This is a genomic window from Gimesia chilikensis (genome assembly GCF_008329715.1).
GTDB lineage: Bacteria > Planctomycetota > Planctomycetia > Planctomycetales > Planctomycetaceae > Gimesia > Gimesia chilikensis.
Genome location: NZ_VTSR01000008.1, coordinates 26,815 through 45,856 on the forward strand (window position 1 = coordinate 26,815; position 19,042 = coordinate 45,856).

Below are 19,042 nucleotides of genomic sequence, written 5' to 3' on the forward strand. Positions count from 1 at the left end.
GCTTCGGCAATTTCTGCTGAAACTCAGGCTGAATCCAACACTGATTCCCTGCTGAAAGGCATTCACAATTGCACCAGCACTGATGCGTCACAACGCTCAGTCACAGCCCATTACCCCCAACTTAACCAACCGGAACAACTGTCAGAAAGCGTATACGTTTGACGCATCCTGATTGAAGCCCCTGTAGCCTCTCGTCGAAAAAAACTTCAATGGTTTTGATTTAGACGAGAGCATCTACGGGATAGATTCCATGAAGCGGGCCTGGCTGGGATTATTCACATTCTTCTGCTTACCACTAACCTTACTGGCAAGCACACAGGAGACTGCTCCTGCGCCGCAGTCAGAAAACGTCCAGGCAGATGTGGCGGAACTCTTCGGGGATGCCGGCTGGTTCGGCCGCTATCATCCCCATTTCGGCTATCGCTACCAGGCAGGTGATACCATCGGCCGCATCGGCGGCCTCTCTTCCTTCGACGGCTTCCTCCCCCTCTTCGAAGGTGAAGACAGTAACTCCCTGTTCTTCCTCGACGCCCGACTCCTCATCGACTCCGACAGTACGAACCTCGGCTCTAACGTCGGCTTTGGTGCCCGCCGCTATCTTCCCGAATGGGAACACACCGTCGGTGCTTACCTCTACTACGATACACGGAACGCTGGCTACGCTAACTTCAGCCAGGTCTCAGGCGGTGCTGAACTCATCGGCGATTTCTGGGAAGGCCGCCTCAACTGGTATGTCCCCACAGGCACTCGGCGGAAGCAGTGGGGCTCCAGTCTCTCTGGTACAGGCAACTACTATTTCTCCGGCCACTACCTCTACGGCGGGACTCTCACCCGCTTTTACCAGGCCGCGATGACCGGCGTCGACATGGAAGCCGGTCGCAGAGTTCTCACCGGTTTCAATACCGACGTCCGTGCCTTCGCCGGCTGGTACCACTTCCAGGCGCAAGGCAGTCAACAGGCCTGGGGCTGGAAGTCCCGCCTCGAAAGCCGCATCAACGACCAGGTCGCCCTCAACCTCAGCGTGCAGAACGACCGCGTCTTCGATACCACCGTCAACTTCTCCGTCTCCTTTCAGTGGCCCAGCATCACCGGACTTAAAAACGGTCCCCGCATGGACCTCACCGCCCGCGATCGTCTCGGCGAAAGCCCCGAACGACTTCGCGCCATCGTCGTGGATAATCAGAAACACGCCAGCGCCAGCAACACGCTCATTCGTAATCCCGCCACCGGTAATCCCTACTACTTCATGCACGTCGCCGCGGGGGGCAACAGCGATGGCTCTTATGAAGATCCCTACGAAACACTCACCAAAGCGTTTAACGATCCCCGTACCCAGGCAGGTGAGCTGATCGTCTTCGATCATCGGGGCAATTCCGAAACCGGCGACTTCTCTCTCGCCCCCGGTACACAGGTGATGTCCTCAGGCCCCGCCCAGTTCATTAACACCCAGTTTGGTCAACAGCTGCTCCCCGGTTCCAACACCGGACTCTTCCCGCAGATCAACGGCAGTTTCACCATGAATGATCGCACCCTGCTCTCCGGCTTCCGGATTGTCACAATCGACGAAAGCCCCTCCATCAGGGCCGACGGGGCACAGCAGATCACAATCACCCACAATACGATCACCAACGATGCGAATAACGGTATCTTCCTGAAAAACGCACGCGACATCTTCATCCGCAACAACACGCTGCAGGCCATCGATGACGACATGATTGAAATCGTCACCAGTTCCGGCCAGATCGTCATCGCGGATAACACCCTCAGAAGTCTGGCCAGCGACGCAGGCCCGGCCGTCTTCGGCGATGCCATTTCCATCTCCGTCAATGACGACGCCCAGATCGACATCGATCGCAACACGATCACCAGCGAAGTCCAGGGCTCCGACTACGGCATCAATATCACCGCCAACGCCGGCGATATTACTACCCGCATCCGCGACAATATTATTACCGGCTTCGACTTCTCTCTCGCAGGAGGCATCAAGTATCAGGGCAACTCGACCGGCACCGCACACACCACCATCTCAGGCAATACCATCTTTAATGACGACGGTCCACTCACAGGATCTGGCGTCTTTAACGGCATTCAGGTCAGTCATCTGAACGGTTCTGCAACGACGGACATCATCGACAATAAAATCGTCACCAACGACCACGCGACACTCGGCAGGGCAATCTGGCTCGAACTGCAGACCGCGGGAGCCACTACTACCAACGTCAGCCAGAACCTGATCTCGGATCCCGATGATTCAGAAGTCTTCGCCTATGGCTTCATCGCCGACATCAGTCTGGGCACCAGCCATGACATTTTCCTCACGAACAACACCTTCGGCCCCAACCAGTACAACTTGCGGACCGACGTGAAATCCGGAGCAGCAGCCCGGATGCGCATCAATCAGAACAACTTCACCAACAGCGCCAATACCGCCGAAGACCTGCTGATTTACTCTGAAGATTCCGGCTCCGAACTCTGTATGGAGATCTTAAACAACACCGCGTATCATCTGTTTGAATTCAGCACCAACTTCGGAGGCGTTATCAAAATCGAAGATCTGCCGAACCTCTCGACGAACAACAACAACGTCCCTGTAATCACTACTGGAAATGTCATCAATATCGCGGACTGCTTCCCGTAGAATTATCGCTTCCGACAGACCCACGATTAGATGTCGTAATACATCGCGAATTCAAAGGGATGAGGACGCTCACGCAAAGCGGCCACTTCGTGGCTGGTCTTATACCAGATCCAGGTATCGATCACGTCTTCAGTGAAGACATCACCCACCAGCAGGAACTTGTGGTCGTCGCGTAAAGCCTGCAACGACTCTTCCAGCGAAACCGGAACACCCGGCAGTTCGGCCAGTTCATCGGGTTTCAGATCATAGATGTCTTTTTCCAGCGGATGCCCTGGATCGATCTTGTTCTGAATCCCGTCCAGCATCGCCATCAGTACTGCTGACATCGCCAGGTACGGGTTCGAAGACGAATCGGGGCAGCGGAATTCAAACCGCTTGTTTTCCGGATGCGGACTGTGTACCGGAATCCGGATTGCCGCAGATCGGTTACGGTAACTGTAAGTCAGATTGATCGGTGCTTCAAACCCGGAGATCAGACGTTTGTAACTGTTCGTCGTGGGACAGCAGAACGCAAACAACGCAGGAGCATGTTTGAGGATTCCCCCCATCGCGTACATTCCCAGTTCGCTGAGTCCCCCGTAACGGGAACCCGCAAACAAAGGCTTGCCCTCTTTCCAGAGTGACATATGCAGATGCAGACCCGAGCCGTTATCGTTCCACAACGGTTTCGGCATGAATGTGGCTGATTTGCCATACTTGGCCGCCACGTTCTTCACAATATATTTGTACCGCAGCAGGTTGTCCGCCGTCTTCAGCAGCGGAGCATATTTCATGTCAATTTCGCACTGACCGCCGGTCGCCACTTCGTGGTGCTGGGCCTCCACATCGACGCCGCAATCCATCAGTGCCAGCATCATTTCGGTACGGGCTTCCTGCAATGTGTCAGCCGGAGGTACCGGGAAGTAACCCTCTTTGTGTCGAATCTTGTAACCGGCGTTCGGACCACTGCCCGCTTTACCCCGGTTCCACTGCCCTTCGATACTGTCCACATGGTAATAGCATTCGTGCTCATTCTGGTCAAAACGGACATCATCGAAGATGAAGAACTCCGCTTCGGGGCCAAAATTGGCTACATCCGCGATTTTTGTGGACCGCATGTAGCTTTCTGCTTTTCGGGCAACATTGCGCGGATCTTTGGCATAATCCTCGCGCGTGATCGGGTCCTGGATGTTACAGGTCATCACCAGCGTATTAGGCATGAAGGGATCAACAAAGGCGGTATCCGGCTGCGGAACAACCAGCATGTCGCTTTCGTTAATCGCTTTCCAGCCCCGCATCGAAGAGCCATCAAAGCCGAAACCGTCTTCGAAGCTCTTTTCTACTAAGATCTTAGCAGGAATCGTAAAATGTTTTTGTGTCCCGGGAAAATCCATAAACCGCAGGTCAATGGCCTGAATTTCCCGTTCACGACAGAGGGCGAGCACTTCCCGAGGAGTCATCGTTGTATCCTGATTCAAGTAAGTCATTCATCGAAGATTCTATGTGATTACTGAATAACTTAATAATGCAAAACATATACCATTCCCGAAATTTGCACAATAATCAGGCACATGGGAAATCATGTACACTCACCCGCCTCACTCGTGGCGAGGTTTAACCCTTACGACCCGTATAGTCCGTCACCAGAGAATTGATCTCGCTCTGATACGTCTCCTCTCCTTCCCACAGGATCCCGGGCAGCAGATCCCCGAACGCATTCAGCTCCAAAATCAGGGCCTGACGAAATCCGGGGGTCAGCAGCAAATCAACGCCCACCTGGAAACTCTCCGGATAAACACCCGCCGCCTGCTCACAGACTTCCATCAACGCACGCCATCGCTCGGGACCGAGAAGCTCCTGCAGCCGCTCACCATCGCCTCTCCGGTTCCCCAGGTGCAGATTCGTCAGCGGGCCCCGACTCTCCCGCACCACAGTGTGCCGGGCCTGACCAGCGATCACCACCACTCGCAAATCAAACGTCCTGCCATGACTGAGCGCCGCTTTGGGCATCCACCGCTCCACATGCACCCTTTCCCGACACAGTTCATCGATCAGCGTGCGGATTTCTCTCAGATCGGTGTACCGTCGGACCTTCAAAGAATTATAAAGGCGCGTCTGCCCGTCCTGCATCACCAGCTCCGTAGAGGTGATCGCTTCGATCCGGCGGGATTTTTGATGCAGCGCCACCACGCCCGAAGCGGAAGAGGCATGTGCCAGCTTGAGAAAAACACGTCGCTCATTCCGCTGTCGCATGATGGTTAGCAGTTCATCGAACGTATGAATCTCCGGAAACGCCTCGGGAACCGCACACCCCGCCTCCCTGCACCGGGCATGACAGGCCCGTTTATCAAACAGCTCCCGAATATCAGCTGGAGGATTCAACAGTCTGATGGATTCGATCCCCGACAGACACTTACCGATTTGAATCAGCAGGCTGCAATAGCCCATGTACCACTGTCGCGGATGCAGAATCAAACCGTGGTCATACTCCAGCCTCTCGATCTGACGCGGAGACAGAAAGGGGTTTCCTTCCACTTCGGCCGCAGCCACGCCTCGGGCCAGCAGTCCTTTTTCGACGGCGAAGTTTTCTCCGGGAGACTCGATCCGCACAATGTCACCCGGTCGAATGATGTCCCGGAGACAATCCACGTCTTGCAGCAGTCGTTCATACGAAACGACACGGGCCACGGGTTGCCCCTGTGATTCCAGGGCCTGTTGAAACAGGTGGACTCTTCGATTCTCCGGGTTACCAATAATGACGAACTGAGAAGACATCGAACTGATTCAAAATCCCTTATTCAGAGACCGCACAGTAACGTTCCATTTCGCCATCGTACTCATCTGGTTCCTGCTGATCGCTGACATCGACGTCGATCTCCAGGTCGCTCAACTTTTTGCACATCTCATCGCTCAGATAATGAAAATGCAGATCCAGCTTTTTCAACTGGTTCAACCGATTGCAGTCCAGCAGGGCCTGGGCTCCCTCATCGCTCAGGGTCCCCAGTGACAGATCGACTACCTCGATCTGGTTCAGAATCGGTGCCGCTGCGATCGCCTTGGCGATCTCATCCGAGAACATGCTGTTCCGCAGTCCCAGATACTTCAGTTTGGGAAACAGGGCACCGGTCAACAACGGCTCCACATCGGCTATGCTGGCATCTCCACCATACTCGTCCGTCCCCAGCCACAGCTCCAGGTGTTCCAGTTCCGGGAGAACAGCAGCAGTCACTTCCTGAACGACATCCGCTCCCAGTCCCCCCGCTTCGATAACCAGTGTTTTCAAATGCTCGTGATTCACCCGTCCCAGGCTGAGGTCGTTCGCTCCCCGAATGCGTAACTCCTCCAGCTGGGGAAACGATCTGAGCAGCGGTGACAGATCGGCCTGGCCGATCCAGGAGATTTCGCTTTCTTCAAATGTGATGTCACCGAAAAACAGGTGCCGCAATCCGGTCAGCAGATCACTGGAATCAAGCAGCTGATCGACGACGGTCTCTGCCCCGGATCCCTCGTAGGCACCATCCCAGCAGCCAATCACCAGTGCAGTCACTTTGCCGATCTGAGGATGACTCAGATACTTCTCCAGCAGATCGGAGAATTTCATCCCCTGCTGTTCCCGCTCGTATCCCAGCGTGAGTCGATAGGCCACGCCCGATGCATCCTGAATACCCGTTTCCGGATCGAATTCCCTGACAGGCAAGCCCCCGAATTCATCCACATGAGAATCGATGGTCATTGAAAGCTCCTCATAGTACTGCTGGTGACGAATTGACATCTTCTCCCGAACACTTATACAATAGAACAGTTCAACAATGCAATCCTCTGCAACTGGAAATTCACAGGGTCTTCACCTCGGCATGAGGGGCTCAGGGATCATCATTCTCAAACACACAAAGGCGGCCTTCGCGGAATCCCATGCTCCCCAATGCAGATATCAAAGCCATCCTGTTTGACCTCGATAATACGCTCCTCGATCGCAGTACAGCGGTGCGTCGCTATTTCACACAGCTCCTGCAGGATGCGTCCCCGCCCCTGCCCGAGGATGAATTCGAACTCACGCTGTTAACCATCCTGGCCCGCGACCGACTGGGCTACGAAGACCGCGCCGCATTCTTTGACTGGGCCGCCACGACCTGTTTTCCTGACTGGACTCCAGCTGAACTCTGGTCAGATTTCCGCGAGAAACTGCCCCGGATGATCGAACCCGATCCTCTGTGCCTGGAACTCCTGCAACGATTGCAACCGCACTACGCGCTGGCCGTCATTACCAACGGTTCCGCAGAACTCCAGCGCGCGAAAATCGAAGCCGCCGGCATCGATCAACTGATCAGTCACATCTGGATCTCTGAAGAAACGGGCGCAGCCAAACCGGATCGAGCCATCTTTACACAGGCGTTAGCGGCACTGGGAGTCACTCCCCAGCAGGCCCTGTTCGTCGGCGATCATCCACATCAGGACATCTCCGGCGCCCGGCATATCGGTATGCACACCTGCTGGATGCAAATGGACCGCACATTCCCCGGGGAATTCCCCGAGCCGCACTGCCAGATTTCTTCACTCGATTCACTACAATGTCTGGTACCATGATTGATGCACGCGCCTGCCTGGGCACACACGACATCCTGTTGCTGACCCTCGACTCGCTCCGCTTCGATGTCGCAACCCGTGCGCTGCAACAGGGACTGACCCCCAACCTGGCCCGCCTGCTCCCCGAGACCGGCTGGGAACGCAGACATTCACCTGGCAACTTCACCTATGCCGCTCACCAGGCCTTTTTCGCCGGGTTCCTCCCGACTCCCGTAACACCAGGCAAACATCCGCGACTGTTCGCCCTCGAATTTCCCGGCAGTGAAACCATCGCTCCAGAGACCTGTGTCTTTTCTTCAGACAACATCGTTACCGGACTCGCAGCACAGGGTTACCACACGCTCTGTATCGGCGGCGTCGGCTTCTTCAACAAACAGAGTCCGCTGGGCAATGCCCTGCCCGGACTGTTCCAGGAAAGCCACTGGTATCCTTCCTTCGGCGTGACCGACCGACACTCCACCCGGCACCAGGTCGATTTCACTCTCGAACGACTCCAGCAGCTACCGGCTGAGCAACGCCTCTTTCTGTTCCTCAACGTTTCAGCCACGCATCAGCCCAGTTGTATTTTCAAGGAAGGTGCACTTGTGGATTCCGTTGACACCCAGATCGCGGCCCTCGCCTATGCCGACGCACAAATCAGCCCCCTCATCACAGCCCTGCAACAGCGGGCTCCACTACTCTGTATCATCTGCTCCGACCATGGAACCACCTTCGGCGAAGACGGCTACCAGGGACACCGACTCGCACATCCGCTGATCTGGGATGTCCCCTATCTCGAATGCCTGCTCCCCCAGACCGGAGGTCCGGCATGAGCCATCTGCAGACACTGCTCGCGGAAACGCCCTACCTCGCCTACAGCTACGCCTATCCGCACAAGTCCGCTTATCGCCCGTTCGCGCGACCGCTGCCCCTCCAGCAGATCTGGGAACCCGAAGACCGCACTGATTTATCGCTTTACTTACACCTTCCCTTTTGTGAATACCGCTGTGGTTTCTGCAACCTGTTTACCCTCTCGAATCCCCAGGACGATCTCGCAGCTCAATATCTGCAGCAACTCCGCATCGAGGCCCGGCAGGTTCGCGATCAACTGCCCGACTTCCATTTTTCTCAGCTCGCGATCGGGGGCGGCACTCCCACATATCTCGAGCCGAATGAACTCGCCCAACTATTTGACATTCTCCAGCAGGAACTGAATACCAGCCCGGCACAACTCCCCTGCAGCCTTGAAGCTTCCCCCGCGACATTGACGGCAGAAAAAGTTGCATTGATACACGACCTGGGAATCGACCGTATCAGTCTCGGCATCCAGTCGTTTGACGAACAGGAGGCCCTCAGCATCGGTCGTCCGCAGAAACGACGTGAAATTCTTGAGGCGCTGGAACTGGTTCGCAATGTCGGTATTCCCACACTGAACCTCGATCTGATCTACGGTGCCGACGGACAGACGGTCGACAGTTTTCGCGACTCGCTTCAGCAGGCACTCGCCTTCCAGCCGGAAGAACTCTATCTCTATCCCCTCTATGTCCGCCCGCTCACCGGCCTGGGACGCAAACCGCAGCAGTGGGACGATCATCGCCTGACACTCTACCGCACCGGCAGGAACTTCCTGCTCGAGCGGGGCTACACGCAACACTCTCTCCGCATGTTTCGCCGGACAGACGCGATCCAGCCTCACGACACACAGTACTGCTGTCAGACCGATGGCATGATCGGCCTGGGCTGCGGTGCCCGCTCCTATACCAGCCGCATTCACTACTCCAGCGAATACGCGGTCGGCCGCACTGGTGTGGCGGCCATCATCGCACATTATCTCGAACAGGAACCGGAGTCCTTCGCCTCGGCCCACTATGGAGTGGAACTGGATCGGGAGGAACAGCAGCGGCGGTTTCTGATCATGTCGCTTCTGCAGACGACTGGCCTCTCCCGCGACTTCTACGCGCGGACCTTCGGCGGAGATGTCCTCAACCAGTTCCCCGATCTGCAGGAACTGGAAGAACACGGGCTCGCACGAATCACCGCCGATACGATCATTCTCACCCCCGCCGGTCTCGAACGATCAGACACCATCGGCCCCTGGCTCTACTCGGAACAGGTCCTGCAGCGTATGGAGACGTTTCAATGTCACTGAAACTCAGCATCCTCTATCGCGGTCCTCTCTCCAGTTGTAACTACGACTGTCATTACTGCCCTTTCGCCAAGCGCCACGAAACCGCCGCGGAACTGAAAACCGACCGACTCGCTCTCGAACGCCTGGTGGACTGGATCAAAGGCCGCCGCGAAGATTCGCTCTCCCTGTTCTTCACCCCCTGGGGAGAAGCACTCACCCGCCGCTGGTATCAATCAGCCATCTGTGAACTGACCCGCCTCCCTCAGATTGAGAAAATCGCTGCCCAGACCAATCTCTCATACGATCTGCAATGGATTGAAAACGCCAACGTCTCCCGGCTCGCACTCTGGTGTACCTTTCACCCCTCGCAGACAACGCGGTCCCGTTTTCTCTCACAGTCACGCAGACTGACCGAGCTCGGCGTCGCACACAGCGTCGGTGCAGTCGGGCTCCCCGATGATCTGCCCGAAATCGAACGGCTGCGTGCAGAACTTCCCGACAATATCTATCTCTGGGTCAACGCTGCCAAAAGTTCCGGCGTGGATTATCGCGGCGAGTTACTGGATCGCTTCACGGCCATCGACCCGCTGTTTCAGCTCAACACCCAATATCATGCAAGCCTCGGACGCAGCTGCCGGTGCGGCTCCAGTGTGATTTCGGTTGACGGGGCCGGCGACATCTATCGCTGCCACTTCATCAAACAGCCACTGGGAAACATTTATGAACCCGGATTTGCAGACACACTCATCGATCGCCCCTGTTCAAACCAGACCTGTGGCTGTCACATCGGTTATGTACACATGGATGAACTGCAGCTTTACCCGGTCTTTGGGAGCGGTATACTGGAACGCATCCCCGCGGAATTTCACCTGCGCCCGGCAAAATAACTTCCTGCGCAGTACCTAAGTCGTTTACCCAAACGAAGTACGCCGTGAATCTTAAAAACTTCACACACGCTTCACAGTCCCACGCTTTACAAACCCGGACCGCCTGCCCCTATAATATTGTACTACCCGCCCATACTTCTTAGACCGATTTCAACCGCTACAACACGACTTGAGGAAACTATGAAACGCGCTGCTGTATCCAGCCTGTTCGCGCTGACTTTACTTGCAATCTGTTTACCCGTCTCCGCCAAAAAACCGGAGGCAGATCATATTCGCAAGCTCCAGACCGAAGCCATTCGTAATAAGAAAAGCCCCGTTGCACACTGGGGGCTCGAACCCGAAAAATATATCCAATGGTCCAACCATTCGCTGCGGCTGATTCCCGTCTACACCTTCGGCACCAAAGACGCCGGCCAGGGCATTGATCTCAATTCTTACACCGGTGTGAACAGCCCCTATCGCGATTCGAAAAAGCTGGAAGCCATTTATGGATACTCGCCTGCCAACACTGTAAACCCCAAGGCAGACTACCTGGACCAGACCAACCTCTACAATATCCAAGAAGCAGCTCTGAAAGCCGGTAAGAAGAACATCATTCTCTTCGTCTTTGACGGCATGGACTGGCAGACGACCAAGGCCGCTGCCCTGTATTACTCCAAGGGTGACAAATACAAAGGTGGACGCGGCACTGGTCTCCTCTTCCAGGACTACCCTGCTGCAGGCACCTCGCAGTTCGGCTACATGGTGACTGCTCCTCATAATGCCGCCACCAACGTGGATGTCGATAAGCAGACCGTGCTTAATCCGGGTGGTAAAATCCGAGGGGGCTATAATGCGGAAAAAGGGGGTCCTAACCCCTGGACTCCCGGCAACGACATCAAATATCTGATCAGCAGTCCCAGCAACAATTACGGAGAGCACGCCTATCCGGACTCGGCAAACACCGCCACTTCGATGACCGCGGGAATCAAGTCCTACAACAATGCCATCAACGTGGATCCCACCGGAGCCCCGGTGATGACCATCGCCCACCAGGCACAGCAGGACGGCTATTCTGTCGGTGTCGTCACCAGTGTTCCCATTACGCACGCCACTCCCGCTGCCGCCTACGCACACAACGTCAGCCGCAACGATTACCAGGACCTGGCCCGCGACCTCGTAGGACAGACCTCGATCTCACATCCGGAAGAATCGCTGCCCGGACTCGATGTCGTTCTCGGCGGTGGACACGGCACAAAAGAAAAAGCCAGCGGCGCTAAATCGCACGGCAAAAACTTCGTCCCCGGCTGGAAGTACATCTCTGAAGAAACCATCAAACAGGCCGATGTCAAAAACGGTGGAAAATATACCGTCGCTCTCAGAACAGACGGCGTGGAAGGGAAAGCCGGCCTCCAGAAAGCAACTCAGGCCGCCATCAAAAACAAGACCCGCCTACTGGGTGTGTACGGCGTCGGAGCTCATGCAGCTCACCTCCCCTTCCAGACGGCGGACGGCGATTACCAGCCCGCCCCCGGCAAGACGAGTGCCGAAACATACTCAGCCGCCGACATCAAGGAAAACCCCACTCTGGCTGATATGACCGAGTCAGCCCTCGATGTGCTCAGCCAGAACAAAAAAGGATTCTGGCTGCTCGTCGAAGCCGGCGATGTCGACTGGGCCAACCACGATAACAACCTCGACAACTCCATCGGTGCTGTCAAAAGTGGGGAAGCCGCCTTCAAAGTCATCACCGACTGGGTCGAAAAGAACAGCAACTGGAAGGACACCGTCGTAATCCTCACCGCCGATCATGGGCACTACCTGCACATCGATCAGCCCGAGGCCCTGATTCCTCCCAGTGCGAAAAAACAGAAGTAACGCAGGCTGACTTCAGTTCGCCTGCAACTTCGGTTGTGTTGGCTGCAGCACGCTGGTATCGAGCATCGCTCGCACCAGCTTCTGCGCCACCGGCCCAGCCACACGACTCCCCGAACCGCCATGCTCGATCACCACGGCAAATGCGTACTTCGGTCGCTGTGCGGGCACAAACCCCGCAAACCACGCATGGTCGTTCTTGCCGCCTCCGTTTTCCGCGGTCCCCGTTTTACCGGCAATCGTAACTTCCTTGAGACGCACCGTTTTATAACCTGTCCCCCGTGGATGCGCGACCACCTCAATCAAACCTTCCCGCACCCGTTCCAGCGTGCCGGGATGAATGCCACTCACGTATCGCCGCGGATACGAAATCATCTGCCGCGTCGTCGTGGATGATTCCGCGGAAGGCACCACACTATGCGCTAAATGAGGCACGACCATTTCACCGTCATTGGCCACCACCGCCATCAGCCGCGCAATCTGCAGGGGTGTCACCGTCAGCCGCGACTGACCAATGGCCATGCCCAGTGTGTCCCCGGGATACCAGGGCGATTTCTTCTCAGACTTAGGCGGGGTGGGATCAGGCAAATGACCGCCCCGCTCTCCCGGGATGTCGATCCCCGTCGGTTTGCCGAACCCCAGTTGATCGGCCCAGTGATGAATCGCCTCCGGTCCCATCGTTCGGGCCGCCTGGAAGAAATAGACGTTACACGATTCCCGCAGCGCCCGCGTCAAAGTCAATTCATTATGCCCCACACCAAAGTGCCGGTAGATATAGTCGCGATGACGATCGGGCCGATCCAGATAACCGCGGCAGATAAACGGTTCATCAGGGTCCACCTTACCGCTTTCCATGAGGGCAATCGAAGTCAGCGCCTTGAATGTCGAACCCGGGGGCAACATCATCTGTGTCGCCCGGGGAAACAACGGACGTCGTGGATCATTCAATACGGCCTGCCACTCTTCCGGGGTCGGATGCAGCAGCAGATTCAGATCGTAGCGCGGCGCGGAAGCCGTCGCCACGATCGCCCCGGTGCGAACATCAAGTACGACAATACAACCACCGGCCGCGGGGTCGGTCTGCTCCGCAGGTTGCTCCTCGGTCCCCACGCGCAGTTCCTGCAGTGATTCATCCAGCAGGTCCTGCACCTGGTCCTGCAGACCCGTGTTCAAAGTCAGCACTACGTCATCGCCCGACTTCGGCTCGCGGATAATCTCGGTACGGATAATCTCCCCCTGCCGGTTCCGAACCACTTTTTTCAAGCCTCGCAGGCCGCGCAGGTATCGGTCGTAGGTTCGCTCGACCCCCATCTTGCCGATCCGGTCCCCTTCCTTGTAATCCAGTGGATCTCCCTCAGGAAACCGCTGCTGCCGAGCCTTCAATGTCTTCTCATCAATCCGATGACGAATCCCAATTTCGTGGGGTGCCAGCGTTTTCTGCGGATATTCCCGCAACGTCGCCACCTGGATGTGAATGCCCGGAAACCGCTCCGGATGTGCCGAGATGGCCAGGGCAATCTCCCGGGGAATCCCGGAAGCCAGCGTGTGATAATCCAGCTCTTCCCGCACCACAATCCGCTCACGCCGTGGACGACGCGGGGGCCGCGTTAAGGCATCTTTGAACAAGGTCCAGAATTTCTGCAGCTGATCCTGTTCTGCATTGGCCTGCGTTTCCACATCAGAATCGTCGGACGAACTCACCCCTTCTTTTTGAGCGGCACGCTCATTCACACTTTCGATAATCGTCTCAACGCGTTGTTGTACGTCCCTGCATGAGGTCTGCAGTTCCTCAGGGCTGGTCTTCATCACCTGTGCCAGTTCGTCCCATAACTGCTGTCGTCGCGCCAGCACTTTCTCCTGGGCCGCCTCAACCTTCTCCCGATTGCGGCGTTCCACCGGTTCGAGCAGCGTCAACGCCTGCTGTTTGAGCCACCTCGGATTCGGCGGTTCTTCCAGCCAGCGGTAATGGGCCTGCAGGTCAAAGCGTTCGACATCCAGTGCCAGCACGCGACCATCAATGGAAACGATCCGCCCGTCACGGCTTGGTATGCTTTCGAATGATTCCGTCGTTTTCCCGAACTGTGAATAAAAGTGTTCCGCATTCATCATCTGAATGAAGAGTAACCGTCCACTGACCGCCAGCAGGGGGACCACCAGAATCAAACCCAGCAGAAACACACGAACGCCGGGCAGACGATCTACCTGAAACGACTGGCCCGCGGCCTCGTTTTCCAGTGTCATATGATCATTGCCGAGACGGTTTCGCATTAGAAATTCAGTTCCTCAAGTCCCCTGTCAGGGACACTCATCAATGAGAATAACGAGAGGTGTAAGCACGTGTTCCCGCAAGCGAGGAACCACCGGAGACAGGCAGCAGTGCCTTCCCGATCTTGCACAGTAGTAAAACAGACAGTCCCACCGCCGACGAATAGAGCGCATTTCCTGCAGAGACAGGCAGCAGACTCGTCAACGTCTCCACAGCAGGCAAGCTCCCCTGGTTCACAATCTGAAACAGCACATCAAAGGCCAGCGCCATCGTGGTGAAGACTGACGCACGACTCACAAGCGAACGCAGTTCGAACTGCACCTGAATACGATAGACGAACCAGCAGAGCGCGGTCACCACCAGCACACCCGTTCCCGGGTGAGCATCATCAAAGGTTTCACAGATGATGCCGACCAGAATCGCCCAGACGAACACCTGCGCATCTCGTAACCAGAACAGTGCCAGGCAGAGCACGACCAGCGGCAGATTGGGACGGCTGCCCGCCACAATCATTTCGGACGCCAGCCCGACCTGGGCAATCACCGCCAGATAACAGAGCAGCAGTAAGCTGAAGAATTTCAACGTCGATTCCTTTCTCAGTTCGCCAACAGCCGTCGCGGATTGATAATCTGTCGCAGCACACTCACCTGGCGCACTTCAGACAGCTTCACCGCCGGTTCCACAACGATCTTCCAGTACGGTGCCCCACGGGGAAGCTCGGCTTCGATCACCCGCCCGTAATACATCGGCTGCCCCAGCGTCGACTGCATGCTCAGGGGAAGTTCACGATCGACTTCCCCCGTGTAGACTTCCTGTCCCACCTGGATCGATTCGGTCGGGGGGATCTGTAACAGTTCGCATTTTCCTTCACCGCGTCCCACCAGAATTCCATCCGTTCCCAGTTGCAGCCCCTGTTCGGTCTTACGGGCAATCCGGGCCGAGCCACGATAGTTAACCGACGTAATCGGAATCAGCGTACTCGTCCACTTGCCGACTTCGCTGATCTTACCAATCACCGCCTGTCCCACATAAAGCGAGTAGCCTGCTTTCACACCCTGCGCCGTTCCCTGATCGATCACAGGCAGATCCGACTGCAGCACAAACGAAGATTCAAATACGCCCTGCGCACCGCCCTGATTCAACAACCGTCCTTCTCTCAAGAGCGCAATCGAGGCTTCTCCCAGAACGTTGGCTTCAATCAGATCGGGAACCAGCAAACGGTCACTCTGATGGGTGTCGTAATCGGGCGCTCCCGTACGCCTGAGCTGGGCAAGTTCGTCAGCCAGTCGTAGCCGTTCCAGCGCGAGTCGACGGTTCTCTTCTTCCACTGCCGCGAGTTCGCATTCCAGTTGTTCCACTCGACCGTCAGGCACATTCGTTTTGACTTCCGGGACATCCCGTTTCTTCAAGGTCTGTACCAGCGATAATCCAGGACGCACCGCATCCCGAACCAAATTCGACAGTCGGCTGGAGTACTCCTGCGGAACAACGTACAGACCGACCCCGATGGTCACCGCCAGGAGTACCAGCTTGATCTCTGCTGATCGGGATTCGCGTTTCATCGATCCGGGCTCGTCCTTTTAAAAGTCACCTTCGCCATTATCAAAGGCATGCCGCCACTGGCTCAGATGTTCCAGGCAGATCGCCGTTCCGCGGGCCACGGTCCGCAGTGGATCCTCATCCACCCGCACCGGAATCCCCAGCTGTTCGCTCATGTAATATTCCAGCCCCCGCAGCAGAGCACCACCACCCGTGAGGACCATGCCGTTATCCGCGAGATCCGCCACCAGTTCCGGCTTGCACTGTTCGATGGTCTGTTTACAACAGTTCAGAATCGATTCCAGCGGACCATGCAACGCATCGCGTAATTCTTCGCTGGTCACAATCGCTTTCCGCGGAATACTGCTGATCGTATCCAGGCCCTTGACCTCACCGGTCAATTCCTGCTCCAGTGGATAAGCACTGCCCAGTTCCAGCTTCAGATCCTCTGCGGTCTGCACGCCAATCCGCAACGAGAAATGCTGCTTCATGTATTCCACGATCGCTTCATCACACTTGTCGCCGCCAATCCGCACCGAATTGCTGACCACTGTATCGCCCAGACTCATGATGGCCACTTCGCTCGTCCCGCCACCGATGTCACAAACCATACTCGCCATCGGTTCAGAAATCGGCAGCCCGGCACCAATGCCCGCCGCCTTGGATTCTTCAATCAGGTAGACTCGTCCGGCGCCTGCTCGTTCGGCACTGTTGAACACGGCTCGCCTTTCGACCGGCGTGATACTGCCCGGCACCGCAATCACAACCCGCGGTCGCAAACCACGCGAATGATGACGGGCCTTGAGAATGAAATACCGCAGCATCGACTCGCAGAGTTCGAAGTCGGTGATCACACCTTCCTTCAGAGGTCGTACGGCGATGATGCTGTCCGGCGTGCGCCCCAGCATCTGCTTGGCCAGCTTTCCGACGGCGGTTCCTTTGCCCAGAATCTTGCGGCTGCCTTTATGCAACGCCACTACCGAGGGTTCGTCCAGCGCAATCCCCTCGCCCTGGATCGCGACGAGTGTATTCGCCGTTCCCAGATCGATCGCCAAATCAGGACAGAGCCATTGACGTAAACGGTGCAGCATCCTTGCACTACCGCTTCATGGAAAAAGAAGAACTGAGTGGATAAGAAACAGTCGACAATCTCATCGATCAACCGACGAGACGCCTGTGATTCACATAACATCCTGTTAAGATTGGGAAAATGTATTCGAGATGGTGAGTTTCTGCAAGATGCAGTTTTGAAACTAATACATCGCCTTTAAAACAGGAAAACCTGGCAATCCTGGATAGCATTTCGGGAGTTGGATTCCCCCCCGACACTGCTATAATCCCATTATCCTTGAACTTAGAGAGTGAACCCCTGCCCGATGTCGAACCCGGACGACGAACAAGAACTGGATGATAATCCACCCCAGGATCAGCAACTTTTAATTCTGGGCGGCTCCCTGTTCTCCATCGGCATCATCCTCGCTGCTTTCGGATTTGGCTGGGCTCTGGATATCAACCCGCTGACGAATCTGAACTGGAGCTGGTCGGCACTCATCATCGGCACGCTGGCTGCGCTGCCCATGTTCGGATTCTTTCTACTCACGATGAAACTCCCCTTCCAGGCATTTCACAAGATCAATCAGTTTCTGCTCGACGAAATCGGCCCCCGTATTGACAAGGCGTCTGTGCTGGAAGTGTTCATCCTCTGCATCTTCATCGGTCTGGGAGAAGAACTGCTCTTTCGCGGCGTTCTGCAATCCTGGTCCAACCAGTTTGGTGTGGTCTACGCCATCATCTTCACCAATCTGCTCTTTGGCATTCTACACTCGGTCACCCGCGTCTACGTCGTCGTCGCGTCACTGATGGGCGTCTACCTCAGCCTGCTGCTGATCCTCTTCACGCCTCAGAACCTGCTGATCCCCATCACCACACACACGGTCTACGACTTCCTCTGCTTCATGATGCTCATCCGCATCTACCGCCAAAAAACAGCCGAGACCGCTGCTGACTGATTCTGGCACAGGCCGTAAAAAAAGCAGGACGGGCTCTCCTTAACCCGTCCTGCTTTAATTGGCATCCGTTCCAGATTTACTTGTTCTTCGGAATCCGGGGATCCCGTTTCAGAGGCAGTGAAACCTGTTTGCCGGTCCAGGAAGACTGATAGATCGCCAGAATGATTTCGACACTCTTACGACCATCGTTACCGTCTACCAGCGGCTTTTTGCCGGTCTTGATCGACTTGATGAAGTCTTTCAACTGTTCCATATGCCCGGCGTAAGAGATCGCCGAAGGATCGCTGGCACCGCCGGTGTTACCGGTCGACTTACCCAGCTCTTCACGGATCTTCGCATCACGGGCCTGTTCTTTGGAGAACTCCCAGTGCAGTACGTCGTCCTGCTCGATGATCACGGTTCCCTCGGTACCCGAGATTTCCGTCTTCTTGAGCAGACCGGGATAGACACTGGTGGTCGCCTCGATCACACCCAGGGCACCATTTTTGAAGCGAATGGTAGCCACGCCGGTATCTTCGACTTCGATCCGCTCGTGAGCCAGGGTGCCGGTCATCCCGTTCACATCGGCCACTTCACCCATGAACCAGAACAACAGGTCGACGTTATGAATCGCCTGATTCATGTAAGCGCCGCCGCCGTCCAGTTTCCAGGTACCGCGCCATCCGCCGCTGTCGTAGTACTCCTGTGTCCGCCACCATTTGACGTAGGTATCGCCCAAGGTCAACTTGCCGAAGCGGCCTTTCTCGATGGCCTTCTTCAGTTCCATGTTGGCAGCACCGAAGCGGGACGGCATGATTGTCGCCAGCTGAACTTTATTTTTCTTACAGGCGTCGATGATCGCATCACACCGTTTCAGTGTGATTTCCAGCGGCTTTTCCACAACGACGTGCTTGCCGGCATTTGCGGCAGCGACCGCCGGATCCATGTGGGCTCCACTGGGAGTGCAGATGGTGACGACGTCCACTTCCGGATCGGCCAGCATCTCATCCAGCTCATGATAGGCTGTGCAACCATTCGCTTCTGCAAACTTGTCAGCTGATGCTGGAAACTGATCATAACAGGCGACCAGCTTGGCACCACGAATCTCTTCGAGCGCCTTTGCATGAAAATTCGAAATCATGCCACAGCCGACAATTCCAAATCCTGTTGCCATAACTGTTGCTTTCTGTGTTTCTTTTA

General features: G+C 55.9%; 15 protein-coding genes. 7 read left to right on the plus strand and 8 right to left on the minus strand.

From position 1 onward, the window contains the following. Positions 1-250 precede the first annotated feature (250 nt). On the plus strand, positions 251-2,638 hold the full coding sequence (locus tag FYZ48_RS12350; RefSeq protein WP_149340810.1) for a right-handed parallel beta-helix repeat-containing protein: 2,388 nt from the start codon (positions 251-253) through the stop codon (positions 2,636-2,638). A gap of 26 nt (positions 2,639-2,664) precedes the next feature. Here FYZ48_RS12350 and glnA read toward each other — a convergent pair whose 3' ends face one another. The 3 genes from glnA to FYZ48_RS12365 form a co-directional block, all read right to left on the minus strand. After that, on the minus strand, positions 2,665-4,077 hold the full coding sequence (glnA, locus tag FYZ48_RS12355; protein ID WP_145180613.1) for a type I glutamate--ammonia ligase: 1,413 nt from the start codon (positions 4,075-4,077) through the stop codon (positions 2,665-2,667). A gap of 154 nt (positions 4,078-4,231) precedes the next feature. Beyond that, entirely contained in the window at positions 4,232-5,392 is a 1,161-nt protein-coding gene (locus FYZ48_RS12360; protein WP_149340813.1) for an STM4014 family protein, read from the minus strand. Between the two features lie 19 nt (positions 5,393-5,411). Next, the gene (locus FYZ48_RS12365) at positions 5,412-6,350 is read right to left on the minus strand and encodes an STM4015 family protein (RefSeq protein WP_149340815.1); all 939 of its coding nucleotides are present in this window, start codon (positions 6,348-6,350) and stop codon (positions 5,412-5,414) included. 179 nt (positions 6,351-6,529) lie between these two features. On the opposite strand from FYZ48_RS12365, the gene FYZ48_RS12370 reads away from it, so the two are divergent. From FYZ48_RS12370 to FYZ48_RS12390, 5 genes are all read left to right on the plus strand, one after another. Then, complete coding sequence (locus tag FYZ48_RS12370) at positions 6,530-7,201, plus strand: HAD family hydrolase (protein ID WP_149340817.1); 672 nt, start codon at positions 6,530-6,532, stop codon at positions 7,199-7,201. Next, complete coding sequence (locus FYZ48_RS12375; protein WP_149341124.1) at positions 7,198-8,013, plus strand: STM4013/SEN3800 family hydrolase; 816 nt, start codon at positions 7,198-7,200, stop codon at positions 8,011-8,013. Before FYZ48_RS12370 ends, FYZ48_RS12375 begins: the two co-directional genes overlap by 4 nt. Continuing rightward, a complete protein-coding gene (locus FYZ48_RS12380; RefSeq protein ID WP_149340820.1) occupies positions 8,010-9,329 on the plus strand; it encodes an STM4012 family radical SAM protein in 1,320 nt (439 codons plus the stop codon). The genes FYZ48_RS12375 and FYZ48_RS12380 overlap by 4 nt, the downstream gene beginning before the upstream one ends. Further along, positions 9,320-10,195 (plus strand): STM4011 family radical SAM protein, encoded by an 876-nt coding sequence (locus tag FYZ48_RS12385; RefSeq protein ID WP_198422216.1) that lies wholly within the window; start codon positions 9,320-9,322, stop codon positions 10,193-10,195. The genes FYZ48_RS12380 and FYZ48_RS12385 overlap by 10 nt, the downstream gene beginning before the upstream one ends. A gap of 180 nt (positions 10,196-10,375) precedes the next feature. After that, complete coding sequence (locus FYZ48_RS12390) at positions 10,376-12,052, plus strand: alkaline phosphatase (RefSeq protein ID WP_149340822.1); 1,677 nt, start codon at positions 10,376-10,378, stop codon at positions 12,050-12,052. Positions 12,053-12,064: 12 nt separating this feature from the next. Here FYZ48_RS12390 and FYZ48_RS12395 read toward each other — a convergent pair whose 3' ends face one another. Genes FYZ48_RS12395 through FYZ48_RS12410 form a run of 4 tightly spaced genes read right to left on the minus strand, consistent with a single transcriptional unit; the run spans position 12,065 to position 16,945 of the window. Then, on the minus strand, positions 12,065-14,317 hold the full coding sequence (locus FYZ48_RS12395; protein WP_149340824.1) for a peptidoglycan D,D-transpeptidase FtsI family protein: 2,253 nt from the start codon (positions 14,315-14,317) through the stop codon (positions 12,065-12,067). A 40-nt stretch (positions 14,318-14,357) separates the two neighbouring features. Then, positions 14,358-14,897 (minus strand): hypothetical protein, encoded by a 540-nt coding sequence (locus FYZ48_RS12400; RefSeq protein WP_149340826.1) that lies wholly within the window; start codon positions 14,895-14,897, stop codon positions 14,358-14,360. A gap of 14 nt (positions 14,898-14,911) precedes the next feature. Next, positions 14,912-15,877: a rod shape-determining protein MreC gene (locus FYZ48_RS12405; protein WP_149340828.1), complete on the minus strand. Its 966-nt coding sequence runs from the start codon at positions 15,875-15,877 to the stop codon at positions 14,912-14,914. An 18-nt stretch (positions 15,878-15,895) separates the two neighbouring features. After that, entirely contained in the window at positions 15,896-16,945 is a 1,050-nt protein-coding gene (locus tag FYZ48_RS12410; RefSeq protein WP_145036340.1) for a rod shape-determining protein, read from the minus strand. Between the two features lie 285 nt (positions 16,946-17,230). On the opposite strand from FYZ48_RS12410, the gene FYZ48_RS12415 reads away from it, so the two are divergent. Next, positions 17,231-17,863, plus strand: a complete 633-nt coding sequence (locus tag FYZ48_RS12415; RefSeq protein WP_149340831.1) for a CPBP family intramembrane glutamic endopeptidase — start codon at positions 17,231-17,233, stop codon at positions 17,861-17,863. Positions 17,864-17,939: 76 nt separating this feature from the next. Here the strand turns inward: FYZ48_RS12415 and FYZ48_RS12420 are convergent, their stop codons facing one another. Beyond that, positions 17,940-19,016 carry a Gfo/Idh/MocA family protein gene (locus FYZ48_RS12420; RefSeq protein WP_145438657.1) on the minus strand — a complete coding sequence of 359 codons (1,077 nt, stop codon included), beginning with the start codon at positions 19,014-19,016 and terminating at the stop codon, positions 17,940-17,942. Positions 19,017-19,042 lie beyond the last annotated feature (26 nt).